At 60.7% G+C, this 24693-nt stretch carries 17 protein-coding genes and 1 tRNA gene; 14 read left to right on the top strand and 4 right to left on the bottom strand.

All coding sequences use genetic code 11. The features are described from left to right. Positions 1 to 263: 263 nt before the first annotated feature. Positions 264 to 3935: a TonB-dependent receptor gene (locus MOP44_RS01220; RefSeq protein ID WP_260794074.1), complete on the top strand. Its 3672-nt coding sequence runs from the start codon at positions 264 to 266 to the stop codon at positions 3933 to 3935. Between the two features lie 222 nt (positions 3936 to 4157). Then, the gene (locus MOP44_RS01215; RefSeq protein WP_260794073.1) at positions 4158 to 5567 is read left to right on the top strand and encodes a tetratricopeptide repeat protein; all 1410 of its coding nucleotides are present in this window, start codon (positions 4158 to 4160) and stop codon (positions 5565 to 5567) included. 25 nt (positions 5568 to 5592) lie between these two features. Here MOP44_RS01215 and MOP44_RS01210 read toward each other — a convergent pair whose 3' ends face one another. Beyond that, positions 5593 to 7143: a tannase/feruloyl esterase family alpha/beta hydrolase gene (locus MOP44_RS01210; RefSeq protein WP_260794072.1), complete on the bottom strand. Its 1551-nt coding sequence runs from the start codon at positions 7141 to 7143 to the stop codon at positions 5593 to 5595. Between the two features lie 285 nt (positions 7144 to 7428). Between MOP44_RS01210 and MOP44_RS01205 the strand changes: the two genes are divergently transcribed. The 4 genes from MOP44_RS01205 (at position 7429) to MOP44_RS01190 (ending at position 14204) form a co-directional block, all read left to right on the top strand. Beyond that, the gene (locus MOP44_RS01205; protein WP_260794071.1) at positions 7429 to 8058 is read left to right on the top strand and encodes a response regulator; all 630 of its coding nucleotides are present in this window, start codon (positions 7429 to 7431) and stop codon (positions 8056 to 8058) included. 633 nt (positions 8059 to 8691) lie between these two features. Beyond that, entirely contained in the window at positions 8692 to 10092 is a 1401-nt protein-coding gene (locus MOP44_RS01200) for a S53 family peptidase (protein ID WP_260794070.1), read from the top strand. 156 nt (positions 10093 to 10248) lie between these two features. Then, positions 10249 to 13590, top strand: a complete 3342-nt coding sequence (locus MOP44_RS01195) for an alpha-mannosidase (protein ID WP_260794069.1) — start codon at positions 10249 to 10251, stop codon at positions 13588 to 13590. A gap of 296 nt (positions 13591 to 13886) precedes the next feature. Beyond that, a complete protein-coding gene (locus MOP44_RS01190; RefSeq protein WP_260794068.1) occupies positions 13887 to 14204 on the top strand; it encodes a hypothetical protein in 318 nt (105 codons plus the stop codon). A gap of 10 nt (positions 14205 to 14214) precedes the next feature. Here the strand turns inward: MOP44_RS01190 and MOP44_RS01185 are convergent, their stop codons facing one another. Then, a complete protein-coding gene (locus MOP44_RS01185) occupies positions 14215 to 14658 on the bottom strand; it encodes a DUF6640 family protein (RefSeq protein ID WP_260794067.1) in 444 nt (147 codons plus the stop codon). A gap of 109 nt (positions 14659 to 14767) precedes the next feature. Here MOP44_RS01185 and MOP44_RS01180 point away from each other — a divergent pair, with 109 nt between their 5' ends. The 4 genes from MOP44_RS01180 to MOP44_RS01165 all read left to right on the top strand — a co-directional run bounded on the left by MOP44_RS01180 (position 14768) and on the right by MOP44_RS01165 (position 18902). Next, positions 14768 to 15385: a TetR/AcrR family transcriptional regulator gene (locus MOP44_RS01180; protein ID WP_260794066.1), complete on the top strand. Its 618-nt coding sequence runs from the start codon at positions 14768 to 14770 to the stop codon at positions 15383 to 15385. Between the two features lie 90 nt (positions 15386 to 15475). Beyond that, on the top strand, positions 15476 to 15598 hold the full coding sequence (locus MOP44_RS01175; RefSeq protein ID WP_260794065.1) for a hypothetical protein: 123 nt from the start codon (positions 15476 to 15478) through the stop codon (positions 15596 to 15598). A 533-nt stretch (positions 15599 to 16131) separates the two neighbouring features. Further along, positions 16132 to 16749, top strand: a complete 618-nt coding sequence (locus MOP44_RS01170) for a hypothetical protein (RefSeq protein WP_260794064.1) — start codon at positions 16132 to 16134, stop codon at positions 16747 to 16749. Between the two features lie 347 nt (positions 16750 to 17096). Further along, positions 17097 to 18902 (top strand): M20/M25/M40 family metallo-hydrolase, encoded by a 1806-nt coding sequence (locus MOP44_RS01165; RefSeq protein WP_260794063.1) that lies wholly within the window; start codon positions 17097 to 17099, stop codon positions 18900 to 18902. Positions 18903 to 19499: 597 nt separating this feature from the next. On the opposite strand, the gene MOP44_RS01160 is transcribed toward MOP44_RS01165, so the two are convergent. After that, entirely contained in the window at positions 19500 to 20435 is a 936-nt protein-coding gene (locus tag MOP44_RS01160) for a DUF2971 domain-containing protein (RefSeq protein WP_260794062.1), read from the bottom strand. A gap of 393 nt (positions 20436 to 20828) precedes the next feature. Here MOP44_RS01160 and MOP44_RS01155 point away from each other — a divergent pair, with 393 nt between their 5' ends. From MOP44_RS01155 to MOP44_RS01145, 3 genes are all read left to right on the top strand, one after another. Further along, positions 20829 to 21122, top strand: coding sequence for a c-type cytochrome (locus tag MOP44_RS01155; RefSeq protein ID WP_260794061.1), 294 nt, complete (start codon positions 20829 to 20831; stop codon positions 21120 to 21122). A 356-nt stretch (positions 21123 to 21478) separates the two neighbouring features. Next, positions 21479 to 22240 (top strand): glucose 1-dehydrogenase, encoded by a 762-nt coding sequence (locus tag MOP44_RS01150; RefSeq protein WP_260794060.1) that lies wholly within the window; start codon positions 21479 to 21481, stop codon positions 22238 to 22240. Between the two features lie 660 nt (positions 22241 to 22900). Beyond that, the gene (locus MOP44_RS01145) at positions 22901 to 23263 is read left to right on the top strand and encodes a hypothetical protein (protein WP_260794059.1); all 363 of its coding nucleotides are present in this window, start codon (positions 22901 to 22903) and stop codon (positions 23261 to 23263) included. A 312-nt stretch (positions 23264 to 23575) separates the two neighbouring features. Here the strand turns inward: MOP44_RS01145 and MOP44_RS01140 are convergent, their stop codons facing one another. Next, the gene (locus MOP44_RS01140) at positions 23576 to 24076 is read right to left on the bottom strand and encodes a hypothetical protein (protein WP_260794058.1); all 501 of its coding nucleotides are present in this window, start codon (positions 24074 to 24076) and stop codon (positions 23576 to 23578) included. A gap of 345 nt (positions 24077 to 24421) precedes the next feature. On the opposite strand from MOP44_RS01140, the gene MOP44_RS01135 reads away from it, so the two are divergent. Next, positions 24422 to 24498 (top strand) — tRNA-Pro (locus MOP44_RS01135). Positions 24499 to 24693: the final 195 nt, after the last annotated feature.

Raw genomic sequence — 24693 nt, 5'->3', positions numbered from 1 at the left:
GGCTGTTAAATGGTCCAGTTGCATAGGATTGTAACCGGATTCTTTCACATTCTTCTCTCCCTCTGTGAAACCCGCGCTTGACAAGCGCGTAAACACTGGGATAATTTCCGTTCCGGAGATGAATTTCCCCAGGAATGTAATCGTATACATTCACGGCTGCTCCCAGACGTAAAAAACCGGCCAGAATTCTCTCCATCGGTGTCCACGCAATTCGAAGTCAAAATCTCACCGACAAGACCTGTCTTTGTCAGGAGGCTGTTCTCATGCAATTGAGGCGATCGCATCTGCTATCGTTGCTCGCTCTCGCCCTGATACTCATGCCAATGCGCTGGCTTTATGCGCAGGCTGATCAGGGCACCATTACCGGCGTCGTCCAGGATCCCTCTGGAGCCGTCATCGGCAATGCTGATGTAACCCTAATCAATGTCGACGAAGGTCAGGTGCTCCGCACCAAGTCCGACGGTGCCGGCGTATACGTCTTTTCCCCCATCAAAATCGGAAACTACAAGATCACGGCCAGCGCCGCGGGCTTCCAGACCACCACTCAGACCAACCTGCACGTCTCCATCCAGCAGCGCCTCAATGTCGTAGTGTCGCTCAAGCCTGGTGCAACAACCGAAACCATCACCGTGACTACCGACACTCCCCTCATGCAGACGCAGGAGAGCTCCGTCGGCCAGACCATGGACACCAAGACCATCGACAGCGTGCCGTTGAATGGCCGTAACTGGGTCTACATTGCGCAGCTCGCTGCCGGTGCCGTTCCGCCTCAGGGTTCACGCGGCGGCGGCAAGGGCGACTTCAACGCCAACGGTCAGCGCGCCGAGCAGAACAACTTCATCCTCGACGGCGTCGACAACAATGTAAACGTTGTCGACTTCTATAACGGCGCAAGCTTCGTAGCGCAGCCGCCGCCGGACGCCCTCGCTGAGTTCAAGGTCCAGACCAGCGACTACTCCGCGGAATTCGGTCACTCGGCCGGCGCGGTCGTTAACGCCAGCATCAAGTCCGGCACCAACAGCTTCCACGGCAGCTTCTGGGAGTACCTCCGCAACACCGTCTTCAACACCTACAACTGGAACGACTACGCGCTGGCGCAGCAGCACATCCCTGTGCCCGCCTATCACGAGAACCAGTTCGGCGGCACCATCGGCGGACCGTTCTTCAAGAACAAGCTGTTCTTCTTCGCTGATGTCCAGGCCAACCGCATCAGCTACGCCGAGACCGGCACCTACACCGTGCCGACCGTCCTCGAGCGCAGCGGCGATTTCTCCGAGTTGCTGAACAGCTCGCTGACCGGCAATTCGCCCGTGCAGCTCTATCACCAGACCCCGAACGCTCCGCCGCAGGCATTCGCCAACAACTGCCTCGTCACCAGCGGCTCCTGCACCAGCAATGTCGCCGGCGTCGCGCTCAACCAGACCGCGCAGCAGATGCTCAACTACTATCCTCTGCCCAACGCCAACGGCAACAAGCTCTACAACAACTACGTCGTCTCGCGCCCCATCGTCGACAACACCTTCCAGTGGGACGCTCGCATGGACTACAACATCCGCGAGAAGGACACGGCGTACTCCCGTTACAGCTACTGGAATGAAGTCGGTTACAACACGCCTCCTCTCGGTCCAATCCTCGACGGCGGCGGCTTCGGCGACGACGGCAAGCAGAAGAACTACGGCGCCAACTTCATGTTCAGCGAGTCGCACGTCTTCACGCCCACGCTAACCAACGAAGCGCGTTTCGGCTTCAATTATCTGCACACCGGCTTCCAGCACCCCAATGCCGACAACCTTGATTTCGCCGCTTCGGTCGGATTCGGCGGAATTCCCAAGGCTCCGCTCAATGGCGGCCTCCCCGCGGTCAGCGTCAGTGGCATCAGCGGTTTCGGCAGCCCTACGTGGTCAACGACTGATGAACATGAAAACGTTTATCAAATCCTTGATAACGTCACCAAGATCACCGGCAATCATGCTCTGAAGGCGGGCGTCAGCTTCTCCAACGTTCGCTTCTCCACCCTCCAGCCGCAGCAGTCGCGCGGCAGCTACAGCTACAACGGCGAGTACACCAGCAACCTCAACGCCTCCAACACAGGCTACGGCGTTGCTGACTTCCTCCTCGACCAGCAGAACAACGGCGGTCTCTCCAACGAAGTCACCAATGGTGATCAGCGCTGGAACAACGCCGTCTACGCGCAGGACGACTGGCGCATAACTCCCAAGGTCACCTTGAACCTTGGCCTGCGTTGGGAGTACTTCCAGCCCTATCAGGACGTAGGTGGCTACCAGGCGTCCTATAACATGACCGGCAAGTCGACCCTCGACACCACCACCGGCTTTGGCAGCGGCGCGGCTCAGTACCTCATTCCCAAGGAAACCTACAAGTACGCGCTCACCATCATCAACAACCCGGATTACAGCCCCAACTTCGGCCAGATCTTGCAGAAGAACAACATTGCTCTGGTCGCGTCTGCCGATCCTCGTCTCATTAAGGCGCAGCACACCAACTTCGCCCCGCGCGTCGGTGTAGCCTGGGCGCCTGATGCCAGGACCGCTGTGCGCGTCGGATACGGCATCTTCTACGGCGGTCTGGAAAGCACTGGCTACTGGCCGAACCTCGGCGAGAACTATCCGTTCCAGTACGCGGGTACGTTCCCCGCCGCGAGCTGTGGTCAGTACAACTGCCCCACCAACGGCATCACCATCGCCAACGGCTTCTCCACCATCATCGCCAACGGTTTCGCTTCCAACGTCACCGGCCTGACGATGCGTGGTTCCGATCCGTCCGCGAAGACTCCGTATACGCAGGACTACAACCTCTCCGTCGAGCGCGGAATCACGAACGACTTCGTGGCGACCATCAGCTACGTCGGGAACAACTCGCATCACCTCCAGGTGTTCCCTGATCCCAACAACCCGCTCGCTTACGAGAACCCGAACAACAGCACGCAGCATGCGCGTCCTCTGCCCGACTTCGGCGGTTCTTCCTACACCTCCTACTCAGGCAACAGCAACTACAACAGCCTGCAGAGCAAAATTGAAAAGCGCATGTCGCATGGCTACAATCTGCTGGCCACTTACACCTGGTCGCACGCGCTTGACGACGCTCCCACACCGCTGGGCACCAGTGGCGACGGCGGATTCCGCCAGAGCAATCTGATTCCCATCAAGATGGACTACTCCAACGCCGGCTTCGACACGCGTCACAGGGTCACCTTCAACGCGCTTTACGAACTCCCCTTCGGCGCCGGTCGCAAGTACCTCAACTCCAACCGGTTCGTGGATATCCTCGCGGGCGGCTGGTCGGCCAACGCCATGTGGGTCGCGCAGACGGGCAATCCGTTCACCGTCTATCCCCGCGGCGTCAGTTCGCCCAGCGGCAGCGGAACCCGCGCCATCAAGACCAAGGATCCGTTCGCAACCGGCGGCACCTTTGTCTCTCCCAACCCGTCGCTCGTCAGCTCTGTGACCTGCGCGGCCAAGACTCGCACCCGCGAAAACTGGTACAACCCCTGCTCCTTCCAGAACCCCTGGGATGCAGGCGACGTCACTTTCTCCGATGGCAGTGCCAACCCGCACTACATTCCCAAGAACGCAGCCGATGCGGCCAACGTGAGCTCCACGTATGGAAACAACACCCCCGTGTACGTAACTGACCTCGCCTCTGTCCTCGGCTACTCCGGCGGCAAGCGCGACGAAGTCTACGGACCCGGCTATGAGCGCGTGAACATGTCCATCTTCAAGAGCTTCAAGACATGGCGCGAGCAGGCGCTCGAGTTCCGCACCGACATCTTCAACGTCCTCAACACTCCGACCTTGGGCCAGCCCAGCGACAACGGCATCGGCAGCACGGGCGGACAAATCACCGGAACCCGCAACCTCCAGCGCTATGCTCCGGACTCGCGGTTCTTCCAACTCTCTCTGCGGTACTCCTACTAACCAGCACGGCCGGTTAGTTTTGTCTCCCAACTTTGGAGGAGACCCCAACCAGGGTCTCCTCCTCTTTCTTTCTGCGATTCACATACGATGGAAGCAATGCTCTCGCAACACAAGTCTGCTCCCCCACAGCTGTGTCATCCCGACAGTCCGCGCGTTTCACGGGGCCCCCGCGGACAGGTCTTCGTCCGTGGGGTGGTCGTCAGCGGACGGAGGGACCTGCAGTTGCCCTTGCCTTTCTTTCTGTCATTCCCGCAGGGAATCTGCTGTTCCCTCATCCTGCTCCTCATCTCTCTCGCTCCTCTCCGTGCGCAGACTACATCCCACTCCTCGCTCGATCAAAAATTCCAAACCGCCATGGCCGCCGAAGACGCCGGCGATTTCGACAAGGCGCGCACTCTCCTGCTCGAACTGCGACAGCAGCGCCCCCACTCCTTCCCCATCGAGGAGTCCCTTGGCCTTATCTACGTCGCTCAGCAGAAATACGCCGAAGCCCTCCCATTTCTGCAGGAAGCCGCGCGCCTGCAGCCAGGCTCCGACATAGCTCACGCCAACCTGGGCGCCGCTCTCTACAATCTCCAGCGCAACAACGAAGCTATCAAGGAGTTCGAACTCGCCGCGCGTCTCAATCCCAAAAGCGCAGTCGCGCAACAGAGTCTTGGCCAGCTCTATCTCGACAAGGGCGATGCGGCCAAAGCGTGCACCGCATTCGCCGCCGCCCTCCGCCTCAAGCCCGGCGACGAAGACCTGATGTTCAGCTACGCCGCCACCCTCGTCGCCGCCAATCGATACAGCGATGCGGCCCAGGCGCTCGCCTCCGCTTCAACTGCAAGCCAATCTCCACTCGCGCAGTCGCTGCTCGGTGAGATCGACGAGCACAACGGCAACTACGAGAGCGCCGTTCATCACTTCACAAGCGCCGCAGAGCTCCAGCCCAGCGAAGACAACATCTGGCAGCTTGGCATGGAGTTTCTCCGCCACTGGACCTTCGAAGCCGCAGTAAAAGAGTTCGAAGCCGGCGCTGAGCGCTTCCCCTCCAGCACCCGCATGAAGGTCGCGCTCGGTGCTGCCTACTTCGGCAACGGCGCGTACGCCAAAGCAATCCCGCAGTTCGCCGGCCTGCTATCGTCCGATCCCAACAACGCTGGCTATGCGCAGATGCTCGGCCTCTCCTGCACTGCGGTCATGCAGGAGACTGACAGCCGCTGTGCTCTGCTCGTCACCTACGCCGACGCGCATAGTCAAGACGCCGCCGCCGCCACGCACGCCGCAACTTTCCTGCTGACAAATCCCGACGCGGGGTCCTCTACGGATCACGCAGGCAGGCTCCTCGAATCAGCAGTCAAGGCGCGCCCCGACCTCTCCGAAGCTCAGTATCAGTTAGGTGTCCTCAAACAGAATCAGTCGGACTGGCCGGGCAGCGTCCCTTACCTCGAACGCGCCGTGGCTCTCAAGCCGAATCACGCCCAGGCGCACTATCACCTCGCGCTCGCCTACTGGCGCACCGGCCGCAAAGCCGACGGCCAAACCCAGATGGAGCTACAAAAGAAATACGCCAGCGCCGAAAAAGAAGACCTCGACCGCCGCCTCAAGCAGATCACAACCTTCGTCGTAAATCTTCCGCCCTCTCGCTAAACGCGCTCACCCGCGCACGCCCGCCTCACTTGCACTGAAAATTCCGCGCGTCCTGCGTATCCCCCGAACCCGCGTATTGCGCGTGCTCCGGATAAGCGCACAACGGCCTGCTGCGTCCCGGAAACGCCTTCCCCGTCGCCACCACCGCATCCGGAGCCGTGCCCTTTTCCACCCAGTTCACCACCGCGCTCAGCATGTCGAAGTTATCCAGCGCCGGCCCGCCGCCGCAGTGCCCCATGCCCGGCACCAGGAACATCCTGCTCCACGTCGCCACCTTCTCCGCGCCGCCATTCGGCTCCGCCAGCGACTTGTAATACTCCAGCGTATCCAGCGGCGAGAACCAAGGATCGCTGTCGCCATGGAAGAAGATCAACTTCCCGCCATTGCCTGAGAACGTCGACATGTTCGTCGACGCCGGTTCCACCAGCGGATCATTCGAATTCAGCGCCGCCTTGTCCATGTCGATCTCGGTCGCCGTCGTATAAGGCCCGAAGATCCCGCGTGTGCCCATGTTCAGCAGCCCCGAAATCGGCGCCTTCGCTACGATGCCTGTGTCGTACAGAAAGCCCGGATAAATCTCCGTCCCGTACGCATTCTTCGGACCGGCAAACGCCTTCTTGATCGCGGCCACCTTCTCCGGCGCAATGCACCCGTCGCTCGCGCCCGCCTTGCACGCCACCTCAGCCGGATCGAAATCGCAGCCCATCGGATCGAAGATCATCCCATCGGCCACGCCGTCCTTCGCGTCGCACTTCTTCAGCAGCGCGTCCATAAATACCTTGCGATCGCCATCCGTCAGAAACTTGTCCAACTCCGGCTTGCCCGCCGCGTCCTTCGGCGAAGCCTGGTTATACGCCACCGGAATCCACTGTGCGATCGCCAGGTTCGACCGTCCCGTCCTCATCGCCGGATCACCCGACACAATCCCGTTGAACACCGTCGGATACCGCTGCGAAAGAATCATTCCTTCGCGCCCGCCCGTCGAGCAGCCGACAAAATAGGCATACGCAGCTGGCTTCGCATAGTAGTGCGCGATGATCTGCTTCGCCACGCCCGCAACCTCGGCGTTCGCCATGAAGGCAAAGTCGAGGTACGCCTGCTGATCGTGCATGAAGTTGAAATCGAACCCACCTGTTTTCGCCTTGTGCCCCGTGTCGGTGCTCGCCACCGCGAAACCGCGCACCAGTGCCGGCTTATCGCCCGCGTTGTTCGCGCCCGTGGGATACCCGACGGTGCCATTGCCGCCGCCTCCGCCCTGCATCATGAAGTCGCCATTCCACGCAGACTTCTCCGGCAGCGCCACCGCAAACCCGATCCCGAACTCCTCGCCGCCAACGCCCTTGCGCCGATTGATCACTCCATCCACACGGCAATGCGCCGGCAGCGGCCCAATCGCCGGAGAGCCCGGATACGGCCCTGGAATCGTCGTGCCCGCCGGCACAGCCGCGGTCTTCGTAATCTCCACGCCGTCAATCTTCAGATCGCTGAGCCCGGCGCATGCATCGGCCGCCTCCGCCTTCGCCACACACACAAAGCAAACCGCCGCCAACGCAAGCCAGGTGCCACATTTCATCATGGTCGAGTCATCCTCATTGGAACCATCCAACTATAACCAGTGCCCTCCCAAACTACCAGCTACCCTCCGGTCCAACGGTCCTATCCCGCGGAACCCGCGTCCTCAGGCTGGTTGCTGGCACTAAGCACAGCCTGAGGACATCCTCTGACGAATGAGCCAATACGGTCGAAAGACCCGGCCAACCAGCCCCCACACGTGACGCCCATCACAATTGGAACTTCCGAATACGCCCTAAGCTGTTCCTCAAGCCGCCGTCTGTTCGGGCAATGCAGCGGGCACACTTCCATGAACATCCTGATCGCCGATGATCATGCCGTCATGCGCCGCGGTCTTCGCGAGATCCTCGCTGAAGCGTTGCCCTCCCCTGTCTTCGTTGAGGCAGCCAGCGGCGACCAGGTTCTCGCTCTCCTCGCCCATTCCGCACCCCAGCTCGTCGTACTCAACGTCGACCTGCCCGGCCGCTCCGGCCTCGACGTCCTCCACGACGTCAAACGGCTCTACCCCCGGTTGCCCGTCATCATGACCAGCATGCAGTCCGCCGCACAACTCGCCCTCCGCTGCCTGCGCGCCGGCGCCTCCGCCTACATCGACAACGAGAGTGCCTCTGCTGAAATCGCTCTTGCCGCCCGCAAGGTCATCGGCGGCGGTCGCTACGTCGGCCCCGCACTCGCTGAAAAGCTCGTCGCCAGCATCGATCAACCTGCCGGAACCCCTCCCCACGAAATGCTCTCTGACCGCGAGCACGAGGTCCTCCGCATGATCGCCGCCGGAATTCCCCTCACCGAAATCGCCGCGCGCCTTCACGTCTCTGTCAAAACCGTCAGCACCTACCGCACCCGCATCCTTGAGAAGATGAAGATGAAGAGCAACGCCCAACTTATTCGCTATGCCATCACCAATGACCTAGTCGAATAAGTTGTAGTTTGGTTACCTTCAATTACTAATGTAATGTTTTTCCTACATGTCCCTTTCTAATCACCCTACATAGAAATCAGCGTCTTCTCATACTTCTGCGCATATAACCGCGTTATCTTTGAAAGCAGATCAATCCGATCCAAAAAGATCAGACGCGGCTCCCCACGGCACTTCTGTGCAGTGCGGGCAAAGAGCGATATCTAAGTTCAAACGTCCCGCTCATGCCCGCACCGGGCGGCGATCCGCCTACCCTCCGCACCGCCTCCAACCAATCGCAAATTCACCGCGCGCATCCCTCATTTCGTTTAGAAGTCAACTGGTTTTCAAAATCGGGAAATCCCCACGTAATCCGGACTTATAAGTACCTAAATTCTCTTGACACTTCTCCTCTACCCCCTGTACATCTTGTAGCGGCTTTCCTAGGACACGGAATCAACTGGATAGAGCAGGGATAAATTGGGCGTTCGCCTTGCAGTGTCACGTTTTGCCTGCTCACACCACCGGTTAGATAGACAGGTATTGGCCGTGGCCCTTCCTGGAATCCGTTAGGCCACCGTCCAGCCTCCCCCGTTGGGAACTGCTCGTCGCAGCCCCTGAACCTAAACGGCCGTAAGTCACATCGGAGGAATAACCATGCAGCTCTCCACAGTGCGCCGCGCCCTCGCCGCTGGCGCCTTCCTCGGCATTAGCTTGATCGTTGCCTCTGCCACCGCTCAGATCAAAGCCGGCGGCGGTACCGTCACCTCGTCCACCCCTGGCTACTCCGCAGCCCGCCTCTCCGGACAAGTCCTCGTCCCAGCCAGCAGCAGGCCTGCGCCCACAGACACCGGAAAGAAAGCGCACACCAACGTTCGCTTCATCACCCCCAGCAACACTGCCAACCCGCTCTTCCCTCCGCCCTACAGCGGATATCCGTATGAGACTCCTGGGTCTCTCGCCTGCTGGTATGCATTGGCCGCTTATACCGCAGGGTGCAATCCGCTCAGTACTTCCTTGGCGGTTTCCACGGGCGGCAGCAAGACTATCGCCATCGTCGACGCCTTCGATAACCCCGAAGCCGCAGCCGACCTTGCCTACTTCTCGTCCCAGTTCGGCCTGCCCTTCAGCGTTTCCAAGTTCCACGTCGTCTATGCCGGCGGATACACCCCGCTGCTTGACTCCAGCGGCGGCTGGGAATTGGAATCGGCTCTTGACGTCGAATACGCACACGCCATGGCGCCCAACGCCAACATCTATCTCGTAGAGTCGTACGACAACAACTACACCAACCTCATGGCGGCCGTTCAGGAAGCCATCAACATCGTGCAGTGCGGCAATTTCACCACCACAGCGGGCGCTTGCGGTGCCAGCCCCACCGGATACGGTGAAGTTTCCATGAGCTGGGGCGGCAGCGAGTTCTCCGGCCAGACCACCTACGACGCAACCTTCGCCACCGCCAATAGCAAAAACGTGGTCTTCACTGCCTCAGCCGGTGACGAGCCTGGGCCGATCTGGCCCTCGACCTCGCCCTACGTCATTTCCGTCGGCGGTACCACCATCTCCCGCAGCCTCACAAACGGCAACCTGCAGTACGAGATCGGCTGGGATGACGGCGGCAGCGGCCGCAGCACGGTCGAAGCCGAGCCCTCCTTCCAGAGCTCCATTCCCGCAGTCCACGCCATTGCTAATGGAGTGCGGGCCACTCCTGACGTGGCCGCAATTGCCAACCCCTATACCGGCGTCTACGTCTACGACACCTTCCCGCAGGATTACTACTACTACGGTGATTGGTACATCGTCGGCGGAACCAGCGTAGCGGCGCCAGTCTGGGCGGGCGTCCTCAACTATGCGAACAACGCGAATGCCTCCTGGCCGGTCAGCACCCAGGTGGAGCTCACAAGGCTCTACAACACCTCCACCAACGCGACCACTTATGGATCTGCCTTCAAGGACATTCAATACGGCTTCTGCAACTACTACATGTCGACCCGGGACACAGCGAATTGGGACCTCTGCACAGGTCTCGGCTCGCCCAACGGCAGAAACGGCAAGTAGATCGATTTCCACTCACAACCGGCCGGGGGAACTGCTCAGTTCCCCCGGCCTTTTCATGTCTCCCCTGCCTTACCAACCCCTAACGGCTGCCTTTCTATTCCCATTCCCTGCTTTTAACCCCCCGGCATTTAAGATTTTTCCGGGGTACGAAAACACATGACATCCTCCTTCAAGCGTTTTTCTGCCGCACTCATGGCCCTTGGCCTGTTCGCCGCAATCAACCCTCCCACCCTCCCCGCTCAGACCCTCGTTGAAGAACAGCGCGTCGCCGCCGAAGTCGCCCGCGTCGCCGGCAAGCTTCCCAAAGAATCACAGTCCGTCATCACCCGCCTCACCCTCCTCGGCCATCTCCCTGACGGCGCATGGAAGACCCACGCCGGCGACGTCCCGCACGCGGAAGCCGCCAACTTCGACGACTCCTCCTGGGAGACGCAGAAGATCCCCGGCCATGCCCCCAATGACGCCGTCTGGTTCCGCCAGACCTACACAGTCCCCAACACCCTCAACGGCTACGACCTCACCGGCGCCCGCATCTGGTTCGAATTTCACGCCAACGCCAACGGCCCTATGCCCGAGATCCTCTACTTCAACGGCCGCCGCGTCGCTCTCGGCGATGACCTCGAGCCCGTCGTCCTCTTCGACTCCGCCAAGCCCGGCGAAAAAGTTACGGTAGCCGTCAAGGTCCTCCACACCGTCGACACCAAGGGCATCCGCGGCGCCACCCTCAAAATCGACTTCCCTGAGAACCGCCCCAACCCTGACGACCTCCGCACCGAGTTCCTCGCCGGCGCGCTCCTTGTCCCGTCGCTCGCCAAGTCGGACGTAGGTCCCATGGCGACCCTCAACCAGGCCATCGCCGCCGTCGACACCAAGGCCCTCGACGCCAAAAATCAGGCCGCCTTCGACGCCAGCCTGAAAGCCTCGCACCAGAAGCTCGAAACCCTGTTGCCCCTGATGCAAACCTTTACATGGCATCTCTCCGGCAACTCCCACATCGACGCCGCCTGGCTCTGGCCCTGGACCGAAACCGTCGACGTGGTCAAGCGCACCTTCGGCACCGCGCTCCAGTTGATGTACGAGTACCCTCAGTACACCTACACCCAGTCCGCCGCCGCCTACAACGAGTGGATGGCCGACAAGTATCCCGACCTCAACGACCAGATCAAAGCCCGCATCAAGGAAGGCCGCTGGGAGGTCGTCGGCGGCATGTGGGTCGAGCCCGACGTCAACATGCCCGACGGAGAATCCCTTGTCCGCCAACTCCTCGTCGGCAAGCGCTGGTATAAGCAGAACTACGGCGTCGACGTCCGCATTGGCTGGAACCCCGACTCCTTCGGCTACACCTGGCAGCTCCCCCAGATCTACAAAAAGTCCGGCGTCGACTACTTCGTCACCCAGAAGATGACCTGGAACGACACCAACCAGCTCCCCTTCAAGCTCTTCTGGTGGGAGAGCCCCGATGGCTCCAAGGTCCTCACCTACTTCCCCCACGACTACGCCAACAACAACCTCGATCCCATCCGCCTCTCGCATGACACCGTGCAGGCCCGCGATCGCGCCCCCGGCATGAGCGAGATGATGGACCTTTACGGCATCGGCGACCACGGCGGCGGCCCCACCCGCGCCATCCTCGATCAGGGCTTCCACTGGGGCACCCCCTCCACCCCCGCCAAGGTCATGCCCAAAATCGAGTTCGGCCTCGCCCAGCCCTTCTTCTCCTCCGTCGAGAAGCAGGTTGCCGACAAGAGCCCCGAATGGAACTACCAGTCCATCGCCAAGGGCTATACCCCACCCCCCGCCGTCGAAGGTAAGATCTCCATCCCCACCTGGAAATCCGAGCTCTACTTCGAGTACCACCGCGGCGTCATGACCTCACAGGCCAACCACAAAAAGAACATGCGCGACTCGGAAGAACAGATGCTCAACGCCGAGAAGTGGGCCTCGCTTGCCTGGGTCTTATCAGACAAGTCCGAGGGCCGCGCCTACCCCGGCAATGAGCTCACTGAAGACTGGAAGAAGGTCCTCTTCAACCAGTTCCACGACCTCGCCGCCGGCTCCGGCATCGGCGTCATCTACAAAGACGCGCAGAAGGACTACGACGTAGTCCGCTACTCCACCAACGAAATCAGCGCCGCCTCCCTCGACACCGTCGACGAGCGCATCAACACCGACGGCAAAGGCACCCCCGTCGTCGTCTACAACCCGCTTAGCTGGGAGCGCTCCGGCGAAGTCACCGTCCATCTCGCGTCCGGCAAGTCCGGCCTCACCGCCAACGGCGCCCAGATCGTCGAAGTCACCCCCGACTCCGCCACCGACGCAGCCGACGTGAAACTCCACGTCCTCCACGTCCCCGCCCTCGGCTACAAGGTGGTCTGGCTCGGCAACGGCAAGTCCCAGCCCGAGCACGCCGACGCCACCGCCAAAGAGGCCGGCAACGCCATCACCCTCGAGAACGACACCATCCGCATCTCCGTCGACAAGGGCACCGGCTGCATCACCAGCCTCTACGACAAGAAGTCCAGCTTCGAAACCCTCGCCTCCGGCGCTTGCGGCAACCAGCTCCAGTTCTTCAAGGACACGCCCAAGGACTACGACGCCTGGAACATCGATCCCGGCACCCTCGACAAAGCCCCCCAGACCATCGCGCAGGCTGATTCCGTCGAGCTCGTCAAAGCCGCCGAGCCCTACATCCGCGTAACCCGCCACTTCCAGCAGTCCAAGTTCGTGCAGGATCTCGCCCTCTCAGCCGAAGGCGACTCCGTCGACATCGACAACCAGATCGACTGGCACGAATCCCACATCCTCCTCAAAGCCGCCTTCCCGCTCGCGGCCAGCGGCCCCTTCGCCACCTACGAAATCCCCTACGGCACCATCGACCGCCCCACAACTCGCAACAACTCGTGGGAGAAGGCCCAGTTCGAAGTCACCGGCCTCCGCTGGGCTGACCTGGGAGACGGAAAGCACGGCCTTGCCATCCTCAACCAGACCAAGTACGGATACGACGCCGTCGGCAACGTCCTCCGCCTCTCGCTTCTCCGTTCGCCCAAGTGGCCTGACCCTGAAGCCGACATGGGCCACCACCACTTCCGCTACGCGCTCTACCCGCACGCCGGCACCTGGAAAGACGCCAACACCGTCCGCCGCGGCTACGAGTACAACTACCCGCTTACCGCCGTCGTCACCACCGCCCATGCCGGCGCCCTGCCCGCGCAGCACTCCTTCGCCAGCGTCAGCTCGCCTAACGTAGTTCTCACCGCCCTCAAGAAAGCGGAAGACACCAACGGTTTGATCTTCCGCGTCTACGAGTGGGCAGGGAAGGGAAGCGACGTAGAGTTCCACGTCCCCCCCGGCGCAACCGGCGCAACCATCACCAACATGATGGAAGCCCCCGAGGGCCAACCGATCCCCGTGCAGGGCGACGTAGTCAAAGCCCCCATCCACCCCTATGAAATCCTCACCCTCCGCGTCGACTACCCCAACGTCGCCGCGCAGAAGTAGCCGCACGAACTTGGGTGCCCCATATCTCCAGACAGTCTTCCGGTCTGGAGATGTGGGAGTCCACAAACCCCACCCAGCCGCTCAGCGTTCCAGCACGGAAGTGGATGCCCCATCCAAGCTCTGCTTGGGTGGGAGACCACCAACCCCACCCGGCCCTCCGTCCGTTCCCCCACAAATTTGTCATCCTGAACGGAGTGAAGGACCTGCTTCAACTCTCCCGATAGCCCCGCACTGTTCCCCCAACGGAGCGCAACCTCCCAGCCAAGGCTCATTCCGCATCCAAGCAAGAGACCCCTATGCGCGTGACCGTATCCCACAACCGCCGCAAAGAAGAAATCGTACGGGACCTCGACCGCTCTTTCGACGACCTGTTTCGTGGCCTCGGCAACATCCCCATCAAGATCGTGAATGAGCAACGCAAATGGACCGGAAGCAGGCTGGACTTCTCCTTCGACGCGAAGGTCGGCTTCATGAGCAACCCGATCAAGGGCTTCGTCGATGTCACCGACAGGGACGTAACGGTCGATGCAGACCTGGGCTGGCTCGAAAGACTCTTCCCCGCCAAGCAGACACAGTCAGCGCTAGGGGGACGCGTCAAGGGCCTGCTGACTTAGAGGCAGCTATTCACACCTTCGCCCCTTCCTCCGCGGCGAAATATCCCAGACCCCATCCAAGCGCGGTGAGCGCGACAAAGACACCCACCACCACCAGATTCGGATACACAGTCGTCCCGCCTATGCGTGGCTCATGGCCGGGTATTCCCGCCCAATAGGAGGACTGAGGCAGCAGAGAAGGGACGTAAAAAAACGGCGTCCAGTATGCAAGCGACAGCAAGGCCGCCACGGTGAATGCCACCCGCCGTTCCTTTGAAGGACGCCAAAGCAGCCAGGTCGCCACCCCTGCCGTTCCCGCAAACAAGAACAGTAAAATCGCGCCGTGGTAACGCGCATGCGGATGCCACAGTGGATTGAGCAAGTGATTGGCGCTCCAATCCAATAGAAAAGACATCGCCGCTCCGCCCACCAGAACGAACGTGAGAACATACCTGCCCAGCGCGCCCCTATTCATGCAGCCCCCTATTGTGTATTAGTGAGCGTTCACTCACTAATGCGAGACTAGCAGTATTCCTGCATCGGACACAAGATGACACCACGAAACTGCTCCAGGAGTCGGTAAAGTGACCAGCAAGCGAGGCCGGCCCAGTCGCCGGACTGAAATTGTCATCGCAGCAGAGAAGCTTCTTCGGGAGCGTGGCCTTAATGGAATGACCACCCGGGCAATCGCTGAGGCTGTCCCCTGCTCGGAAGGCGCAATCTATGTCCACTTCAAAGACAGGCTCTCGCTGGTCCTCGAAGTCTTGCAGCAGAGCCTGCCTGAGATGCTCGTTCCACTGCACAGCTTGGTGAATAACGTCGGCGTCGGCGAGCCCGAGCGCAATCTGATGGACGCGGTCGATGCGCTCGGCCGTTTCCACGTGCGTGTCACTCCCATGCTTTGCTCCCTGATGTCCGAGTCCGAACTCCTCATCCGGTTTCGCCAGTCCCTCAGCGATTCCGCAAAAGGACCCCACCGCGGCATCGCCACGCTGGCCACCTATATCGAGCGGGAACAGAAACTCGGACGCATCGATCCCGACGTAGACGCAAAGACCGCCGCACACCTGTTGATGGCGGCCTCGTTCTTCCATCAATTCACCACTCTGCTCTTCGGTCACGCGGACAAGCTCGAAACCCGGCGTCTGGTACGGTTCGCGCTGCGCAAACGCAAAGCCGGAGGCCCGCGAAAATCGACCTGATCGAGGCCGCTCAATCCGTTCCCGTGGCCACATCGCCGACATCCGACGACCGTCCTTTGCTAATCTAAAAATCAAGGAGCCTGTCGCCCGATGGACATCACTTCCCCTTACGTCGTCGTCACCGCAATCGTTGTCGCCTTCCTCGCGTCGATCCTCTTCGCCACCAGCAGCCGCCCTGACGACGCCCACAACGAACACGGCCACGCCCACTAAATCCTCACTCGTTCCCCACGAGTACCTCGCCTTCCGCCCGCGCAGCAGTGCGCTTCGTATCAGGCGTTGCCTTCAGGCGGCCCTCCCGCCGCTCCCCCAAATCGACGGGGGCTTTACGGGCTTCGGAAAAACTCAAATTGGCCACGAAACGCGAAAGGGCATGACTTTACAGCTTGCTTAAAAACATTCGGAACAGGCCTTGTATCAGGGGCTGCCTTCAGGCAGCCCGCATGCCCTCCACTGGTTGATCCTGGGCCTTTAGGCCCTGCCAAAGCTGCCTCGCTGAAAAGGCCTGATTTCGATTTCTTCGGCAAGCTGTTTAGCCGTGCCCAAAAGCCAAAAATGATTGGAGCTTTACCCCTGGAGGGGTATCGTTCGGGCGCCTTCGCGCCTGACAAGAGCGTTTTCCGCAGCTTTTTAAGCCCCCGCGCGACGCCCCCCACCCGCCAAAAGTGATACAAAGACTCCTGAATAAATCCCCAAGGAACCTTTACGGCCCTACCGGCGTAATCACTCCCAGAGGCATTGACCCCATGAGATCAGCATCCCAACTCGCCCTCGCAGCCGCGCTTGCCCTCCTCGTTGCGGCACTCCCCGGCTGCCGGGTCCGCGTCGACAAAGACGCCAACGGCCAGGAGAAAACCGTGCAGGTCGACACCCCCTTCGGCGGTGTCCACGTTAATACTGACCAGCTCTCCGCCTCCGACCTCGGCCTGCCCACCTACCCGGGCGCCGACCAGGTCAACGGCCCCGGCAAGAACGACAAATCCGCCGACGTCCACCTCGGCTTCGGCGAGTGGCAGATGCGCGTCCGCGTCGTCAAATACCAGACCGCCGACTCCAAAGAGAAGGTCACCGCGTTCTATAAAAATGCTCTGGGCCGCTACGGCGACGTCATCACCTGCGACGGCAACTCCCCCGTCGGCACCCCCACCACCACCCGCGAGGGCCTCACCTGCGAAGACAACGGCAAGAACCAGCACTTCAAATTCAACGATCACGACTACAGCCACAACTCCGGCTACCAGTTGAAGGCCGGCTCCCGCCGCCACCAGCACATCGTAGGCTTTGAGTCAGCCGACACCGGCAAAACCAAATTCGCCCTCGTAGCCCTGGACCTCCCCGCCGCCGTCGACGGCAAGTCCGACTAGAGCCGCTTGCCCCCGTGAGTTCCCGCACGAACCCGGGTGCCGGGTGCCCCATATCTCCAGACAGTCTTTTCGGTCTGGAGATGTGGGCGGCGTCAGTTCCAGCACGATCAAGGGTGCCCCATCCTTTCGCGTCTTCTGCGAAAGGGTGGGAGACCACGACCCCACCGAGCCATCCTCTCCACCAAAAATCCGTCATCCTGACCCTGAGCGCAAACGAGGGCGAAGAAATCGCTAAGCTGAGAACAACACCTGCCCACATGGCGGCGAAGCCGCAGTTGGCCGCACCGCAGGTGCTGACCTAGAATTCCAGCGTTAGATCTCCCCATCTTTTCCGGAGCCAATCACACATGAATCTCTTCCGCCTTTTCGCCGCGGCCCTCCTCTCCGCGGCTGTCTCTCTCTACGCCCCGCTCAGCGCATCGGGTCAGGCCAAGTCAAAGACCAAAGCCGCGCCTGAGCCCGCTCAGACCGACCCTTACGCCGAAGTCCAGCCCGCCACTGAAACCCTCGACCTCGCCATGTACCAGCGCATCCGCGACGAAGGCCTCAACCACTCCCACGTCATGGAGTTCGCCTCCGCCCTCATGGACGGCATCGGCCCCCGTCTCACCGGCTCGCCCAACGCCAAAAAAGCCAACGAGTGGACCCGCGACACCCTCACCAAAATCGGCCTCGAAAACGCCCATCTCGAAGACTGGGGCGAGTTCGGCCTCGGCTGGCAGCAGCTCAACACCTGGGCCCGCATGACTTCGCCGGACACTGCCGTCCTCATCGTCCAGGCCACCCCCTGGTCCCCCTCCACCAGCGGCCCCATCACCGCCGAAGTCACCTACGTCAAAATTGACGATGACAAAGACTTCGATCAGTACAAGGGCAAGCTCGCCGGAAAAATCGTTCTCTTCGGCGCCATGCGTGACGTCCCGCCCCTCGATAAAGCCCTCTTCGAGCGTTACACCGACAAGGAACTCGAAGACCTCGCCGCATTCCCCGTCAGCGCCAATGCCGCCGGCCTCTCGCCTGAGATGCAGGCCCGCATCCGCGCCTACATCGAGCGCGGCCACCGCATCGACAAGATCGCCAAATTCTTCGCCGATGAAAAAGTCGCCGCCGTCATCGAGCCCAGCCGCGACGGTGGCCGCGGCGGTGGCTCCGGCGGAACCTTCTTTGACGACAACGGCGCAACCCTCGGCCGCACCCCCTACCTCGCCGACAAGAAAGTCGAAATCCCCGTCATCGTCGCCGCTATCGAGAGCTACGGCCGCCTCTATCGCCTCACCCAGGCCCACGTCCCAACCAGCGTCGAGCTCGACGTCCAAACCAAATTCACCGGCGACCACGAACACGGCTTTGACACCGTCGCCGAAATCCCCGGCACCGATCCCAAGCTGAAAGAACAAGTCGTCATGGTCGGCGGCCACCTCGACTCCTGGATCGCCGGCACCGGCGCAACCGACAACGGCGCAGGCACCGTCGTCGCCATGGAAGCCGTCCGCATCCTCAAAGCCCTCGGTGTCAAGCCGCGCCGCACCATCCGCATCGCCCTCTGGACCGGCGAAGAACAAGGCCTCTTCGGCTCCAAGGGCTACTGCTCCATCCACTACGGCTCGGCCAAAACCTCCACCGCGCCTGACCAGCTAGCCCTGCCCGAATTCATGCGCCGCGCCGCCGGTCCGCTTGAAGTCAAGCCCGAGCAGAAACTCATCTCCGGCTACTTCAATGTCGACAACGGCTCCGGCAAAATCCGCGGCGTCTACACCCAGGGCAACAGCGGGATCGCGCCCATCTTCGCCCAGTGGATCGCCCCTCTCCGCGACCTCGGCGTCACCACCATCACCAACCGCAACACTGGCGGAACCGACCACCTCTCCTTCGACGCCGTCGGCATCCCCGGCTTCCAGTTCATCCAGGACGACCTCGACTACGAAACCCGCACCCACCACTCCAACATGGACACCTACGAGCGCCTCCAGGCCGCCGATCTCAAGCAGATCGCCACTGTGGAGGCCATCTTCCTCTACAACGCCGCCCAGCGCGACCAGATGCTCCCGCGCAAGCCCCTCCCCAACCCCGAACAGGAGCAGAAACTCCGCGAACCCCTCGAAGGCATCTTCCCCAACGCCGTCCCCCCACCCCCCGACGAGAAGAAGCAGTAGAGGAGTGAGCGTAACGCGGGTGCCCCTGGTCCCTAGCTTCTGGGGACCGGGGAGTGGACTTCCCACCAACGAACCGATGGCTTTGTAATCAGGGCCTGACTTCAGTCAGGCCAATAAGTACCCAAATAGAAAGAGAACGTGGAAAGCGGACCGCAAGGTCCGCGTTCGCGTTTCACACCACGACGAGCGCCGCTTCACCCTCGCGACCCTTTTTCCGTCGCGAGGACAAAGAGCCACAAACCCCCAAACCAGGCACGAACGGCGCCGAAGGCGCAGCCGCCCGCACGGCAGGTGCCGGACCGCAAGGTCCGCGTTCGCGTTTTACGCCCCGACGAGCGTCGCTTCACCCTCGCGACTCTTTTTCCGTCGCGAGGACAAAGAGCCACAAACCCCAACCAGGCACGAACGGCGCCGAAGGCGCAGCCGCCCGCACGGCAGGTGCCGGACCGCAAGGTCCGCGTTCGCGTTTTACGCCCCGACGAGCGCCGCTTCACCCTCGCGACTCCTTTCCGTCGCGAGGACAAAGAGCCACAAACCCCAACCCAGGCACGAACGGCGCCGAAGGCGCAGCCGCCCGCACGGCAGGTGCCAGGTGCTTTAACCACGATACGGAGTATCCGAAAGCTCGACACGGGCGGACTCGTAGCCGTGCCGGTCCAGCATCATCCGCACGCTCGCTGCATTCAGACGCTTGTTCGGACTGGGGCCGATCCGCACGGATGCCAACGGAAGTTTCTGGTCAGGCAGTCCCAATTGACGACAGAGCTCGATCAGGCTGTAGTAGGGCACCAGCATCCCCCCTCGCACCCGGTAAGAAGGTTTAACAGGGCCTCCGCTCGCCGGAGTGAAAATGAGGCGCCACTCCTCTTCCCCTACAAAATCCTTGTTCTTGAACGTCGGAATAAAGAAGCGGATTGCCTCCGCGGTCCATTTGGCCCAATCGCTGGGCGCCGCCGCTTGATCGAAAAACGGATAGTAATTGATCGCGCTTCGAATGATCTTTTGTTGAGTTTCTGGCGAATAGAACACTTTCCAAAACCGCATCAGACCCACAGTCGGAGGACAGTCCGGACCCGTTATATACGAAAAGTTCGCCGGTTCGAACTCAATGCTTACGCCGGTCGCATTTGCGGCGTAAGCACGCCACTGACTCAGCAGATCATCTCGCTCGCAGAAGCAGCAGACGTAGACGGGATCAAGCTTGGGCTCTGTTAGCAGGCTGAGTAGTTCTTCCAGATAACTCTTGCGCTTGGGGTCGGCGCCCTGGGCCTGTTCCTCGATGACCTTGCGCGTCAACTGCAGCCCGTGCGTCAGCTCCTGTTCGTCGTTGCAATACTGTGCGTGTGTGAGCCACAAATCGTTTTTAGAAAGGATACCGAGCAGGCCCTCGAGATTCGTGTAGTGGTAGAGCTTCTGCCCGACATTGAACCAAAGGATCAGATCTTCGCTGAAGGATCCGATGCTTTCCAGGAACCCCTTCAGCTTCCCAGGATCGGTGGTTGGGTTGAAGGCATTCTCCGTGATCTCCGCCATACCCTCTCCTGTTCAGATGAGTGGCCCCCCGCGTCTAATTGCGACGGGCTTGCCTGCCGAAGCGAAGCATGAGCGTATCGATTCCAAGTCCGTTTCGCCCATCCCTGACATCGCCCATTCTCACAAGGTTTCCGCCGGAGGCCAAGCCTAAAATCCTAACGGGTTCGAGCTCCATGCCCCACGAGCGCCATCACACCCTCGCGACTCCTTTCCGTCGCGAGGACAGAAGACCTCAGGCCCCACCCAGCCTCGAATGGCGCCGAAGGCGCGGTCGCCCGCACGGCAGGTGCCGGCGAAGGCGCAGTGGCCGCACCGCAGGTGCCGCCTGTCACTTTTGCCAATCCCCTCCCATCCCTCCCCGGCGCTTCAATAACAGCCGAGGTCGAACTTCCCATGAGCAAAAAACTAGCCATCGGACTTGTCGTTCTATCTCTGTCGCTCGTCTCCACCTCAGCCTGGGCCAAGGATCCAGCCGCAGTCTACAAATCGAAGTGCGCGGGCTGTCACGGCCCCGCCGGCGAAGGCAAGATGGGGCCGGCCCTCAAGGGAACCAGCATGAGCGCCGACGACATCGCCAGCCTCCTCGCCAAGGGTGACCCCGCGAAGAAGGCTCCCCACAACAAGCACTTCTCGGGCGCAACCGCCGAGAAGGCCAAAGCCCTGGCCGACTACATCAAGACCCTCTGATGTAGTCCCTCGACAGCAGTGCCATCTCAAGACACAGTCGAGGGATCTGCGGTCGTTCTTGCCTTTGCTCTTTGAGAGGTCCCCACGACCACCCGTGCCCCATCCTTTCGCGCCTTTGCGAAAGGGTGGGAGACCACGCATCCCACCCAGCCTGAGTTTTTGCCGTTGCTTCTCTTTCTGTCATTCCCGTCAGGGAATCTGACAATGCCACCCCAGTAATAACTCGCGGCTTGCCGCATCCCCTCACAATCGGCAGGATCAGGCAAGCTATCGGCACGATCGGGAAACCGGAAAAACGGCCATCGGGCTTAAGGTGGAACTGTCCCCGGAGATTTGAACATAAGAGGAGTTCACCAATGAAGCTGTGGTTCGAGAACAAAGTCGCGCTCGTCACTGGCGCAGGGCAGGGAATGGGTCTCGCCGCCGCGCGTGCCTTCGCGGAAGAGGGCGCTGCCGTCGCTCTTGCCGATCGCGATGAAGCTCTCGTGCAGAAGGCCGCGGAGGATCTGCGAGCAGAGGGACACAAAGCCATGGCCATTCGTTGCGACGTAACCAATGAGCAGCAGGTCCGCGCGATGGTCGAAAGGACCGTTGCCGAATTCGGCCGCCTTGATGCCGCGTTCAATAACGCCGGCGTGCAAAGCCCCGCTATCGAAACAGCAGACGCAGAGAGTCAGGAATTCGATCGCGTGACGGCCATCAATCTCAAGAGCGTGTGGATGTGCATGAAATATGAGCTCCGACAGATGCGCAACCAAGGCTCCGGCGCCATCGTAAACAACTCGTCCATCGGCGGCCTCATCGGCCTCCCGGGACGCGCCATCTATCACGCCGCCAAGCATGGCGTGATCGGTCTCACCAAAAGCGCGGCCCTGGAGTATGCGTCGCGAGGCATCACCATCAACGCGGTATGTCCCGGCACCATCAACACGCCCATGGTCGCAGAAATGCTCGCGAAGGAGCCTGATGCCATGAAAGACATCATGAAGATGCAGCCGATCGGCCGCCTTGGCACAGCCGAGGAGGTAGCCTCGGCCGTTCTTTGGCTGTGCAGCCCCGGAGCGGCCTTTGTCGTCGGCCACGCCCTCGCCGTCGACGGCGGCTTCACCGCGCAATAACTGAAAACACAACTTTGTCATCCTGAGCGCAGAAGGACCTGCTGTTACCTGCTCGCTCCACTACAGAACTGTCATCCCGATGCGCAGCCGAGGGATCCGCGGTTGCCGTTGCCTTTGCATTTTGGGAGTTCCCCCGCGACGGCCGTGCCCATTTCTCTGAGCCTCTGAAAAGGGTGTGAGGCAGTTGTCGGTTACTTGGAGTTTTGGCGGAAGTCCCAGGCCGCGATTACAGGCCCTCCAAAAACCCCGGGACACGCTCCAAAACCGCCTCCCCCCAAAATCTTGTCAAGCCCCCTCACCTGTGGAAAAACGATCTAACCCGCTGAATCTAATCACTAGAAAATGTGGAAAACTTATTGCCGATTACTCTTCAAATCTGCCATACTAAATATAAGGAAGAAAAACAAATGCCCGCCGGCACCGGCGGGCATTTGTTTTTCCGGGCTCTTAGCGGAGCGCACCCAAACCCACCATCACAATTTGTCATTCTGAGGAGCGCAGCGAAGAAGAACCCGCTGTTTCCGCGTACTCCATCCCACTACTCGGGGCTCTCCACCAGCCAGGAATACTCAACATAAACCCGCAGAAATCCACCTGAGGACGGTTGGCGCCGAAAGCCGCAGTGGCCGCACCGCAGGTGCCACGGAAAAGGAACCCAACATGACCACGACCACCACCGGCGTAGCCTCACACACCACAGTCCTCAATTCCATCGTCAAACTCTGCAACGCAGCCTACGAAGACACCCTGGCAGCCGAAAAGGCCCGCGGCCTGGAAATCTGGAAAGCCCGCGACAAGGCGAAGGAAGCCTTCATGCGTGCCCTGCCCAACCTCACCGCCCGCACCTCGGTCTGCGCCTACATCGCCTGCATCGGCCGCGCCATGGCACTCGAAATCGTCACCAAACCCGAGGGCGCCAAGCTCCTCTATGCCGCCCAGATCGCCATGAACGCCCTGCCCAAACCCGCCCCCGAAGCCGGAGGTGCAGGCCCCGGCGGCAACCTGGACGAAAGGGGGTACTGAAAGGTAATGGGGGTTACTAGAAAATTAGCTACCCCCCCCCTGTTTTTACTTCTCCCTATCTTCGCCAAAAATTGCGCAACATGCACAATACAGAATAGATAGCTACATACTGAATTCCATAGCTACAAAACAAGTCGTTTCAACATCGAATACGTGTTTATACTGATCAGTAAACACCCGAATCCAACAAAAACGCGATCCCTAAAGAATCGCGAACACCAGCTTCCCGTCCCGCTCTTAGCGGGGCGGGAAGCCACTCACTCTATTACTCTGCCGCTGCCTTACTAATCCCTAATCCCTAATCCCTGCCTTTCACGCCGCCGTCCCCTCGTCCACCTTGCGATCGGTCCGGCTCTCCTCGCGCGTCTCCTCCACGTTCCCTTCCACCACATCCTGCGCCCGCGCCACTGTCTGCGGATGCCGCCGGCGAATGCGCGCGCTCGTGTCTTCCCGCCCCGGAACCACTGGTTTCACACCTTTATCGTCCAGGTCCTCGCCCACCTCAGTCTCGCCCGCAATCCGTGCCTGCGCTACGTCATCGGCAATCACACCCGTCCCGTAGCGAGTATTCCGGCGGCTGTCATCGTCCTGCGTCAGGTTCACCTTCAGCGCATCCACTTCCTCTTCCGTCTCGGCATCCAGTTTCGCCGTCTCCCGCGCCAGGTCCCCGCGAACAGCCAGCGGCTCGTCCGCACCGCCTGTAATCTGCTCCAGCCGATCCAGCGCATCCTCGCTGGCAACGTCACCTTCGCGCACCTGCCGCACCGAGCTGTCCGTGAAATCGATATTCCTGCTCTCTGCTCTCTTCGCCATCTCGTATCCTTCTCGCGTCTCGTTCGTTGAAGAGTCCCGCCAAACGCGCAATCTGCGGTCTCGAAAGTTCTTCCGGCGACATCAGCGCGCTCCGGCGCAAAGCCCAATCAAAGGCTTTACTCCCCCTCAGATGCCGTGAAGTCTCGAACCGTCTAGCCCGCGATTCAGATCCAGATTCAGATCTGCTCCAGCTGCAAGAACTCACAATCCCGCAGCCACTTCGCGCCGGAGGCCGCACCGCAGCCGCACTCGTGCAACCCGCACTTTCTGTTACACTGAACAAGCCGATCAAGTGGACTGAAAGACACCAGGCAAGTCCTTTGTGATCGCGTCTCACCACCATGTCGGGGAGTGGCTCAGCCTGGTAGAGCACCTGGTTCGGGACCAGGGGGTCGGAGGTTCAAATCCTCTCTCCCCGACCATTCTTCATTTTTCGCTCTTTTCACAATCAGGTCGAACGGCTTTCTGTAAGCAGGATAAAGACTTACGCCGTCGGGTTTCCTCAGCATTTACTGATTGCTGAGGCTCAGTCCCACCTTTCATCTATCCGGAAACATCGTCGCTGTGGTGCGTGACCTTCGCTTCAGCTGGACTCCCGCTGAAATATCGAATCTGCG

This window comes from Occallatibacter riparius, from assembly GCF_025264625.1.
Lineage (GTDB): Bacteria > Acidobacteriota > Terriglobia > Terriglobales > Acidobacteriaceae > Telmatobacter > Telmatobacter riparius.
Note: the sequence above shows the minus strand (reverse complement) of the source record. Positions and strands in the feature narration are given on the sequence as shown.

Bases quoted from the DNA above. Each gene is read 5' to 3' on its own strand.
- MOP44_RS01220 (WP_260794074.1), top strand. From the start codon at position 264: ATGCAATTGAGGCGATCGCATCTGCTATCGTTGCTCGCTCTCGCCCTG.
- MOP44_RS01210 (WP_260794072.1), bottom strand. From the start codon at position 7,143: ATGATGAAATGTGGCACCTGGCTTGCGTTGGCGGCGGTTTGCTTTGTG.
- MOP44_RS01205 (WP_260794071.1), top strand. From the start codon at position 7,429: ATGAACATCCTGATCGCCGATGATCATGCCGTCATGCGCCGCGGTCTT.
- MOP44_RS01200 (WP_260794070.1), top strand. From the start codon at position 8,692: ATGCAGCTCTCCACAGTGCGCCGCGCCCTCGCCGCTGGCGCCTTCCTC.
- MOP44_RS01195 (WP_260794069.1), top strand. From the start codon at position 10,249: ATGACATCCTCCTTCAAGCGTTTTTCTGCCGCACTCATGGCCCTTGGC.
- MOP44_RS01190 (WP_260794068.1), top strand. From the start codon at position 13,887: ATGCGCGTGACCGTATCCCACAACCGCCGCAAAGAAGAAATCGTACGG.
- MOP44_RS01185 (WP_260794067.1), bottom strand. From the start codon at position 14,658: ATGAATAGGGGCGCGCTGGGCAGGTATGTTCTCACGTTCGTTCTGGTG.
- MOP44_RS01175 (WP_260794065.1), top strand. From the start codon at position 15,476: ATGGACATCACTTCCCCTTACGTCGTCGTCACCGCAATCGTTGTCGCC.
- MOP44_RS01170 (WP_260794064.1), top strand. From the start codon at position 16,132: ATGAGATCAGCATCCCAACTCGCCCTCGCAGCCGCGCTTGCCCTCCTC.
- MOP44_RS01165 (WP_260794063.1), top strand. From the start codon at position 17,097: ATGAATCTCTTCCGCCTTTTCGCCGCGGCCCTCCTCTCCGCGGCTGTC.
- MOP44_RS01160 (WP_260794062.1), bottom strand. From the start codon at position 20,435: ATGGCGGAGATCACGGAGAATGCCTTCAACCCAACCACCGATCCTGGG.
- MOP44_RS01155 (WP_260794061.1), top strand. From the start codon at position 20,829: ATGAGCAAAAAACTAGCCATCGGACTTGTCGTTCTATCTCTGTCGCTC.
- MOP44_RS01150 (WP_260794060.1), top strand. From the start codon at position 21,479: ATGAAGCTGTGGTTCGAGAACAAAGTCGCGCTCGTCACTGGCGCAGGG.
- MOP44_RS01145 (WP_260794059.1), top strand. From the start codon at position 22,901: ATGACCACGACCACCACCGGCGTAGCCTCACACACCACAGTCCTCAAT.
- MOP44_RS01140 (WP_260794058.1), bottom strand. From the start codon at position 24,076: ATGGCGAAGAGAGCAGAGAGCAGGAATATCGATTTCACGGACAGCTCG.